7 protein-coding genes are annotated in these 9,344 nt (G+C 68.3%); 3 read left to right on the top strand and 4 right to left on the bottom strand.

Translation table 11 applies throughout. The features are described from left to right. On the top strand, positions 1–1,114 hold a 1,114-nt coding region (locus E7Z54_RS11175; RefSeq protein WP_136433697.1), incomplete at its 5' end, for an RNA ligase family protein. Positions 1,115–1,163: 49 nt separating this feature from the next. On the opposite strand, the gene mmsB is transcribed toward E7Z54_RS11175, so the two are convergent. From mmsB to chvE, 3 genes are all read right to left on the bottom strand, one after another. Continuing rightward, positions 1,164–2,438 (bottom strand): multiple monosaccharide ABC transporter permease, encoded by a 1,275-nt coding sequence (mmsB, locus tag E7Z54_RS11170; protein WP_136433695.1) that lies wholly within the window; start codon positions 2,436–2,438, stop codon positions 1,164–1,166. A 3-nt stretch (positions 2,439–2,441) separates the two neighbouring features. Then, on the bottom strand, positions 2,442–3,971 hold the full coding sequence (gene mmsA, locus E7Z54_RS11165) for a multiple monosaccharide ABC transporter ATP-binding protein (RefSeq protein ID WP_206056149.1): 1,530 nt from the start codon (positions 3,969–3,971) through the stop codon (positions 2,442–2,444). Between the two features lie 85 nt (positions 3,972–4,056). Continuing rightward, entirely contained in the window at positions 4,057–5,130 is a 1,074-nt protein-coding gene (gene chvE, locus E7Z54_RS11160) for a multiple monosaccharide ABC transporter substrate-binding protein (protein ID WP_276606221.1), read from the bottom strand. A 529-nt stretch (positions 5,131–5,659) separates the two neighbouring features. Here chvE and E7Z54_RS11155 point away from each other — a divergent pair. After that, positions 5,660–6,358, top strand: a complete 699-nt coding sequence (locus E7Z54_RS11155) for a TetR/AcrR family transcriptional regulator (RefSeq protein ID WP_136433694.1) — start codon at positions 5,660–5,662, stop codon at positions 6,356–6,358. 203 nt (positions 6,359–6,561) lie between these two features. On the opposite strand, the gene E7Z54_RS11150 is transcribed toward E7Z54_RS11155, so the two are convergent. Continuing rightward, the gene (locus E7Z54_RS11150; RefSeq protein ID WP_136433692.1) at positions 6,562–7,842 is read right to left on the bottom strand and encodes an acetyl-CoA C-acetyltransferase; all 1,281 of its coding nucleotides are present in this window, start codon (positions 7,840–7,842) and stop codon (positions 6,562–6,564) included. A 155-nt stretch (positions 7,843–7,997) separates the two neighbouring features. Here E7Z54_RS11150 and E7Z54_RS11145 point away from each other — a divergent pair, with 155 nt between their 5' ends. Beyond that, positions 7,998–9,344, top strand: a complete 1,347-nt coding sequence (locus E7Z54_RS11145) for a 3-oxoacyl-ACP reductase (RefSeq protein ID WP_136433690.1) — start codon at positions 7,998–8,000, stop codon at positions 9,342–9,344.

Genomic DNA, 9,344 nt, shown 5'->3' with positions numbered 1-9,344 from the left:
ACTCGCCCTCGCGGCCGACGTGCCGCTGGCCGCGGTTCGACGGGCCGCGATGCTCGCGGGCGGCGCGACCTACGTCGTCGACGCGGCGTTCGAGGGCGTCGCTGCCCTGGAGCGGGTCGGCCTCACCGTCGGTCGCCCGGTGCTGCCGATGCTCGCGTCGTCGGCACCGGACGTGGCTGCGGCGCTCGCGAAGGCCGCCGGCGGCCGCGATCGCGAGGTCGCCGTGGACGCGAAGCTGGACGGCATCCGGATCCAGGTGCACCGCGACGGGGACGACGTCATGGTGGCGACGCGCAGCCTGGACGACGTCACCCACCGGCTGCCCGAGATCGTGGAGATCGTCCGAGGTCTCCCCGCTCAGCGACTGGTGCTGGACGGTGAGGCGCTCTCGGTCGGTGCCGACGGCAGGCCGCGGCCGTTCCAGGAGACCGCCTCGCGGACCGCCTCCGGCGTCGACCGGAGCGCGACGGTCGTGACGCCGTACTTCTTCGACGTGCTGCACCTCGACGGCCGCGACCTGATCGACCTGCCGGCGGCCGAGCGGTGGGCGGTGCTCGACGCGCTGGTGCCGGCCGAGCACCGGGTCCGCCGCTGGCAGGGCACCGATCCGGAGCTGGCCGAGGCGTTCAGCCGGGAGATCCTCGCCGCCGGCCACGAGGGCGTCGTGGTGAAGTCGGCCGACGCCGCGTACGAGGCCGGACGCCGCGGGTCCGCGTGGGTGAAGGTGAAGCCGGTGCACACCCTGGACCTGGTGGTGCTGGCCGTCGAGCACGGCTCCGGCCGCCGGCGAGGCTGGCTCTCCAACATCCACCTGGGCGCTCGCGACCCGTCCTCCCCCACGGGCTTCGTGATGCTCGGGAAGACGTTCAAGGGGATGACGGACGAGATGCTGCGCTGGCAGACAGAGCGGTTCCGCGAGCTCGCCGTCGAGGACGACGGATGGGTGGTCAGGGTCCGCCCCGAGCAGGTCGTGGAGATCGCCTTCGACGGTCTCCAGCGCTCCAGCCGCTATCCCGGCGGGCTGGCCCTCCGGTTCGCGCGGGTCGTGCGCTACCGCGACGACAAGACCGCCGATGAGGCGGACACGATCGACACGGTCCGCGCGTTGCTCTGATGGTGCCGGCCAGCGGGCCTCGACTGCAGCTCGCCGGCCGGCATCCTGCTCAGGGCCGTGGGACAGCGGGCTCGGGTATGTCCACGTCGTCGAGCTTGTCGACCAGCTCGTCGGGTGGTGGGGCTGTCGTCTGCGGCGCTTCGGCACCGGCGCCACCGCCACCCGCGGTGCGCTTCTTGTTCCAGACGTCGAAGGCGACGGCGGCGAGGAGGACCAGGCCCTTGATGGCCTGCTGCCAGTCGATCGACACACCCTGGAGCGACATGCCGTTGTTGAGGACACCCATGACGAGCCCGCCGATGATGGCGCCGATCACCGTGCCGACACCGCCGGTGACGGCGGCGCCCCCGATGAACGCCGCGGCGATCGCGTCGAGCTCGAAGTTGACGCCTGCCTTGGGGTTGGCGGCCGTGAGACGGGCGGTGGTGACCAGGCCGGCCAGACCCGCCAGCATGCCCATGTTCATCATGACCAGGAAGTCCACGCGCTTGGTGTTGACGCCCGACATCGTGGCCGCTTCGACGTTGCCGCCGATGGCGTAGACGTGTCGGCCGAAGATCGTGCGCTTCATGATGAACGTGTAGACGCCGATGAGCACGAACAGGATGAGCCCGACGATCGGCAGACCGCGCGCGTCGGCCAGCAGGTAGGCGAACTCGATGATGACGGCTCCGATGACGCCCTGCTTGATCAGGAAGAGCGGCAGCGGGAGGACGTCGAAGTTGTAGCGCCTCGAGGCCAGTCGCTTGCGGTAGTCGAGCACCACCAGCACGGCGACGAGGATCACGCCGAGGGCCAGGGTGAGGTTGTGCAGCCCGGTGTCGGGGCCCACCTCGGGCAGGAAGCCGTTGCCGATGTCCTTGAAGCCCTCCGGGAGCCCACCGACGGTGGCGCCCTCGAGCACCACGAGCGTCAAGCCTCGGAAGAGGAGCATGCTCGCCAAGGTCACGATGAAGGCCGGGATGCCGACGTACGCGACCCAGAAGCCGTGCCACGCTCCGATGAGCGCGCCGAGGGCGAGGCACAGGATCACCGCCAGCATCCAGGGCACGTCGTGCTTGGTCATCAAGATCGCGCCCACCGCGCCGACGAACGCAGCGACGGACCCGACCGACAGGTCGATGTGCCGGGCCACGATCACCAGCACCATCCCGATGGCGAGGATCAGGATCTGCGCGTTCTGGACCACCAGGTTGGACACGTTGAGCGGCTTGAGCAGGATGCCGTCGGTGGTGATCTGGAACAGGATCACGATCGCCGCGAGCGCGATGATCATGCCGTACTGGCGGATGTTCCCGCGCAGCGTCTTGGTCAGGGTGTTCATTGGTTATCTCGCATCCGCAGTCATGTGACGCATGAGCCCTTCCTGGCTCGCGTCCTCACGGGTGAACTCATGGGTGATCACGCCTTCGGCGAGGGTGTAGATCCGGTCGCAGAGGCCGAGGAGCTCGGGCAGCTCGGAGCTGATGACGAGCACGCCCTTCCCCTGCTTGGCGAGGGCCTGGATGATGCCGTAGATCTCGAACTTGGCGCCGACGTCGATGCCACGGGTGGGCTCGTCCAGGATGAGCAGCCTCGGCTCGGTGTACAGCCACTTGCTGAGGACGACCTTCTGCTGGTTGCCGCCCGACAGCTTGCCGACGCCGACGGTCACACTGGGCGCCTTGATGTTGAAGCTGCGGCGGTAGCTCTCGGCGACCACGACCTCTTCGCGCTCGTCGACGGCGACCCCCCGGCGGAGTCGATCCAGACCGGCCGCGGTGACCGAGGTCTTGATGTCGTCCAGGAGGTTCAGTCCGAGCCCCTTGCGATCCTCGCTGACGTAGGCGATACCGGCGCGGATGGCGTCGTGGACGCTGCGCAGGACCAGCTCACGACCCTCGAGGCGCAACCGGCCAGCGTGCCGGCTGCCGTAGGAGCGCCCGAACACGCTCCGGGCGAGCTCCGTGCGACCGGCCCCCATCAGACCGGCGATGCCGACGATCTCTCCGCTTCGCACCGTGAGGTTGGCGTCCTTGATCACGACCCGGCTGTGGTCGTCGGGGTGGCTGACCCGCCAGTCCTCGAGCTCGAAGAGCACGTCCCCGATCTCCGGTTCGTGGTCGGGGAACCGATGGTCGAGGTCTCGCCCGACCATGCCCCGGATGATCCGGTCCTCGTCGACGTCGCCGGCGCGCACGTCCAGCGTCTCGATCGTCCGACCATCGCGGATGATCGTGATCGCGTCGCTGACCCGCTCGATCTCGTTCAGCTTGTGGCTGATCATGATCGAGGTGATGCCCTTGCCCTGCAGGCCCTTCAGCAGGTCCAGCAGGTGCGCGGAGTCGTCGTCGTTGAGGGCGGCGGTCGGCTCGTCCAGGATCAGGAGCTTGACGTCCTTGCTCAGCGCCTTGGCGATCTCGACCAGCTGCTGCTTGCCGATGCCCAGGTGCTTCACCGGGGTCAGGGGGTTCTCGCTCAGCCCGACCCGCGCCATCAGCTCGATCGCACGATGGTTGGTCGCGTCCCAGTCGATGACTCCGCGCCGGGTGTTCTCATTGCCCAGGAAGATGTTCTCCGCGATCGAGAGCTCGGGGATGAGCGCCAGCTCCTGGTGGATGATGACGATCCCGGCGGCCTCGCTGTGGCGGATGTTGGAGAACTCGACAGTCCTGCCGTCGAAGACGATCTCACCCTCGTAGGAGCCGTGCGGGTAGACGCCGCTGAGCACCTTCATCAGCGTCGACTTGCCGGCGCCGTTCTCACCACAGATGGCATGGATCGCTCCGCGCGCCACGACTAGGTCGACGTCGCTGAGGGCGAGAACTCCGGGAAACCGCTTCGTGATGGACCGCATCTGGAGAATGGGCTCGGGCACCTCGTGTCCTCCCTTTCTGAGAACGGTCCCCGGGTGGCGCGAGCAACGAGAAGCTCGCGCCACCCGGGGAGCAGACGGTCGGGCGCTACTTGAGCTCGTCGGCGGTGAAGTAGCCCGAGTCCACGAGCACCTTCTGGACGTCGGCCTTCTCGACGACGACGGGCTCGAGCAGGTACGACGGGACCACCTTGACCCCGTTGTCGTAGGTCTCGGTGTCGTTGACCTCCGGCTCGTCGCCCGCACCGATCGCGGTGATCATGTCCACGGTGACATTGGCCAGCTCACGGGTGTCCTTGAAGATCGTCGAGTACTGCTCGCCGGCCATGATCGACTTGACGGACTGGACCTCGGCGTCCTGACCGGTGACGACCGGCAGGTCCTTGCCGCCCGGGCCGTAGCCGTTGCCCTCCAGGGCGGCGATGATGCCGAGCGAGAGGCCGTCGTACGGCGAGAGAACCCCTTCGACCGTCTTACTGGCGTAGGTGCCGGTGAGGATGTCCTCCATCCGCTTCTGCGCGGTGGCAGGGTCCCAGCGCAGGATCGCGGCCTGGTCGAAGTCGGTCTGGCCGGACGGGACCACGATGTCGCCCGAGTCGATCATCGGCTGCAGGACGGACATGGCGCCCTCCCAGAAGAACGTCGCGTTGTTGTCGTCCGGCGATCCGGCGAACAGCTCGACGTTGTAGGGAGCGTCACCGCGCTCCTCCAGACCCTTGACCAGCGACTCGGCCTGCAGCACGCCGACCTGGAAGTTGTCGAACGTCGTGTAGTAGTCGACGGAGTCGGAGTCACGGATCAGCCGGTCGTAGGCGATGACCTCGATGTCCTGGCTCTCCGCGGTCTCCAGGACCTCGCCCAGTGCGGTTCCGTCGATCGCAGCGATGACCAGCATGTCGACGCCCTTGGTGACCATGTTCTCGACCTGGGAGACCTGGGTGGGAATGTCGTCCTCGGCGTACTGCAGGTCGACGTCGTAGCCGGCGTCCTCGAGCTGCGCCTTGATGTTGTTGCCGTCGTCGATCCAGCGCTCAGAGGACTTGGTCGGCATCGCGACACCGATGGTTCCCTTGCCATCGCTGCCGGCGTCGCTGTCCCCGCCGCAAGCGGCGAGGCCCATCATGAGTGCTGCCGCCGTGGCGGTGGTGAGTAGCTTTCGCACGTACGTTCTCCATTCGGAACTCGGGTCGGGTCCGTCCCGCACCCTGCGGCCGGGGGTCTGCTCAGATCCCTGCCAGTCGGTGGTCGGCGGCCTTTTCTTGCGACTCCCGAGACATGTCTCGCAAGGTGCTGCCAGCGTCGACGGAGGGCCAGGAGGTCCCCCGTCAGTGAGGTGAGATCAGGGTCTCTGCAAGCCCACGTCCGGACAGCGCGCCGGAGCCGGTACCGACAGCATCGGGTTCCCGAACGACATGGGGCTGGCCTCCCTCGGTGAGACGACGGTCACAGATGTGAGCGTTCACATGGGATTGTGAGCGCTAACATGACGGCCGTCAACCCCTGTCTCGGCCCACGCGGGCAAGCTCGGCATTGAGGCATCGACGCGAATCATCGCCGCCCCGTGATCGGCGCTCGGCGTCGGGTCCCCCTTCACGGACGACCCGCGCATTCAGGCGGAAATGGTGTGACGTAACGACCCGGCGCTCGGCGATGTTGCAACACCGAGTTGCACAGCCCGTACACTGCGGCTCATGAGCACCACACCGGCCTCGGACGGGCGTCGCCGGGCGGCGGCCGCCCGGCGTCGCGCGCGCGAGGCGGAGATCATCGCGGCGACTCGAGAGCTCTTCGACTCCAAGGGCGTTCGTGACGTGCAGATCGAGGAGATCGCCAGTGCGGTCGGCATCAACCGCGCGATCGTCTACCGGCACTTCACCGGCAAGGAAGAGCTCTTCGCGCTCACCTTGGTCGGGTATCTCGAGGAGCTGCACGACGCCATGCAGGCGGCCGCGGTCGGCACGCCCGACCACCGCGAGCAGCTCGCGGCGATCGTCGGAGCGTTCGTGGACTACGGCGTCGCCCACCCTGCGTTCGTCGACTGCGCACAGGCGCTGATGATCCGGCCGGGCGCGGAGCTGCTCGACGAGATCTCCGAGGGCGCACTGTTCCGGCTCGGCCGCGGCATCACGTCGTGCCTGAACATCCTGTCCGCCACCCTCACCGCCGGTGCGGAGCAGGGCGTCTTCACGCTCACCGAGGATCCGGTGCTGTTGGCCAACACCCTCTACGCGAGCGGACTCGGCGCGCTCCAGCTCGCCCGCCTGGGCATCCTGGTCAGCGAGGTCGCCCCTGGGGTTCCCACCGTCGGCCAGATCTCGGCCGCCCAGGTGCGGTCCTACCTGGTCACCTCCGCGCTCGCGCTGGTCTCTCCGCACCGGGTCAGCGTCTGACAGCCGCGGGCAGCGGACGACGGTTCATCAAGGTATGCAGCCGAGCCCGCACTTCCCAGGCCATGCTCGGCACGGGAAGTGACGACTCGCCTGCATACCTTGATAAAGCTGCGCGAGCGCCTTGATGAACCTGCGCGAAGCGGGCCCGCCCGGAACTCCGGACGGGCCCGCTCACGTCGTACGACGTCGGCCGAGGCGTGTGCTCAGCGCTCCAGGATCGCGACGACGCCCTGGCCGCCGGCGGCGCACACCGAGATCAGCGCGCGGCCCGAGCCCTTCTCGTTGAGGAGCTTGGCGGTGTTGGCCACGATCCGGCCGCCGGTCGCGGAGAACGGGTGGCCCGCGGCGAGCGAGGATCCCTTGACGTTGAGCTTGCTGCGGTCGATCGAGCCCAGCGGGGCGTCGAGGCCGAGGCGCTCCTTGCAGAACACCGGGTCCTCCCAGGCCTTGAGGGTCGAGAGCACCTGGGAGGCGAACGCCTCGTGGATCTCGTAGAAGTCGAAGTCCTGCAGCGTGAGGCCGTGACGCGCCAGCAGCCGAGGGACGGCGTAGGCCGGGGCCATCAGCAGGCCCTCCTTGCCGTTGACGAAGTCGACCGCGGCCACCTCGGAGTCGACGAAGTAGGCGAGCGGCTCGAGGCCGCGCTCCTGTGCCCACTCCTCCGACGCGAGCAGCACCGCGGACGCGCCGTCGGTCAGCGGGGTCGAGTTGCCGGCGGTCATCGTGGCCGCCTCACCCTTGCCGAAGACCGGCTTGAGCTTCGCGAGCTTCTCCAGCGACGAGTCGGCGCGCAGGTTGTTGTCGCGCTCGAGGCCGCGGAAGGCGGTGATCAGATCGTCCTGCCAGCCCTCGTCGTAGGACTTCGCGAGGTTGTGGTGGGATGTCACGGCGAGCTCGTCCTGCGCCTCGCGGGTGATCTGCCACTCCAACGCGGTCAGGGCCTGGTGGTCGCCCATCGACAGCTTGGTGCGGGGCTCCCCGTTGGAGGGGACCGCCAGGCCGATGTCTCCGGGGCGGATCGTGGCGAGCACGGCGAGCCGCGCCTTCAGGTCACGGGCGTTGTTGAGCTGGAGCAGCTTCTTGCGGAGCTTCTCGCTGATCGCGATGGGCGCGTCGGACGTGGTGTCGGTGCCGCCGCCGATCCCGGACTCGAGCTGGCCCAGCTTGATCTTGTTGGCGATGTAGTTGATCGCCTGGAGCCCGGTGCCGCAGGCCTGCTGGAGGTCGACCGCGGCCGTCTCCGGCGCGAGCTTGGTGCCGAGCACCGACTCGCGGACCAGGTTGAAGTCACGGGCATGCTTTAGCACGGCGCCGCCGGCAACCTCGCCGATGCGCTCACCCTCGAGTCCGAAGCGCACGACGAGACCGTCCAGGGCAGCGGTGAGCATCTCCTGGTTGGACGCGGTGGAGTAGGCGCCGTTGGAACGGGCGAAGGGAATGCGGTTGCCACCGATGACAGCGGCCCGACGAACAGTGTTAGCCATGGTTCCTATCCTCACGCGCATGCGTCCCGGAGAGAACCGTTTGAGTGCCAGATCACGAAATGTGGACTCCGAGTTACACGTCTAGTTACATAGACGCTGAGCGGGTCTGTCCCGTGGACCAACCACCTTCTACCAGCAGAGGCATCGATCCAGCCATGAGTGACAAGTACCAGGGCTTCGTCTCCACCCCGATCGGCAAGGTTCTGGTCAAGAACCTCGGCCTCCCTGCCCCCGTCAAGCTCGAGCGGTACGACGAGGGCGCGCCTCTCGTCGACGGCACCGTCCTGGTGGGCGGCACCGGCCGCCTCGCCGAGTCGCTTCCCGGCCTGCTCGACCTGGCCGGCGTCTCCTCGACCGTCTCCGTCGCCGAGGGCCAGAAGGTCAAGGGGCTGGTCTTCGATGCGACCTCGCTCAAGAGCGCCGACGACCTGGTCGCGCTCCGTGACTTCTTCACCCCGGTGCTGCGCAGCCTCGAGTCGTGCGGCCGGGTCGTGGTGATCGGCACCCCGCCTGAGCTGGCCAAGGGCTCCGAGCGGATCGCCCAGCGTGCGCTCGAAGGCTTCACTCGCAGCCTCGGGAAGGAGATCGGGCGTGGCAGCACCGTCCAGCTGGTCTACGTCGCCGAGGGCGCGGAGGCCGGCGTGCTCAGCACCCTCGCGTTCCTGCTCTCGCCCAAGTCGGCCTACGTCTCCGGCCAGGTCGTGCGCGTCGGCGCCCACGGCAAGCAGGACGTCCCCGACCTGGCCGACTGGACCAGGCCCCTCGCGGGCAAGGTCGCGCTCGTGACCGGCGCCAGCCGCGGCATCGGCGAGGCCATCGCCCGCGTGCTGCACCGCGACGGCGCCACCGTCGTGGGGGTCGACGTGCCGCAGGCGGCCAGCGAGCTGCAGGGCGTGATGAAGGAGCTCGAGGGCGACTGGTTGTCCCTCGACATCACCGCCACGGACGCACCGCAGCGGATCGCGCACCACCTCAAGGAGAAGCACGGCGGCGTCGACGTCGTGGTTCACAACGCCGGCATCACCCGCGACCGCAAGTTGGCGAACATGGCGCCGAGCGACAAGGGCGACCGCTGGACGTCGGTCATCAGCGTCAACCTGACCGCACCCGAGCTGATCACCCGCGAGCTGCTCGACCAGAAGGTCATCAAGAAGGGCGGCTCGATCATCGGCGTGGCGTCCATCGCCGGCATCGCGGGCAACGTGGGTCAGACCAACTACGCAGCCTCGAAGGCCGGCGTGATCGGCCTCGTCGACGCGTTCGCCGACGAGCTCGACGACGACATCACCATCAACGCGGTCGCCCCCGGCTTCATCATCACCCAGATGACCGCTGCGGTGCCGTTCGCGACCCGTGAGGTCGGCCAGCGGCTCAACGCGATGGCGCAGGGCGGTCTCCCGATCGACGTCGCCGAGACCATCGCCTGGTACGCCAACCCCGCCTCCCGCGCCGTCAACGGCAACGTGGTCCGGGTCTGCGGCCAGATGATGCTGGGCGCCTGA

The sequence above is a fragment of the Nocardioides sp. genome, assembly GCF_004803405.1.
Classification (GTDB): Bacteria; Actinomycetota; Actinomycetes; order Propionibacteriales; family Nocardioidaceae; genus Nocardioides; species Nocardioides vastitatis.
Note: the sequence above shows the minus strand (reverse complement) of the source record. Positions and strands in the feature narration are given on the sequence as shown.

Excerpts from the sequence above, each read along its gene's own strand:
- mmsB (WP_136433695.1), bottom strand. The coding sequence starts at position 2,438 with ATGAACACCCTGACCAAGACGCTGCGCGGGAACATCCGCCAGTACGGC.
- E7Z54_RS11155 (WP_136433694.1), top strand. The coding sequence starts at position 5,660 with ATGAGCACCACACCGGCCTCGGACGGGCGTCGCCGGGCGGCGGCCGCC.
- E7Z54_RS11150 (WP_136433692.1), bottom strand. The coding sequence starts at position 7,842 with ATGGCTAACACTGTTCGTCGGGCCGCTGTCATCGGTGGCAACCGCATT.
- E7Z54_RS11145 (WP_136433690.1), top strand. The coding sequence starts at position 7,998 with ATGAGTGACAAGTACCAGGGCTTCGTCTCCACCCCGATCGGCAAGGTT.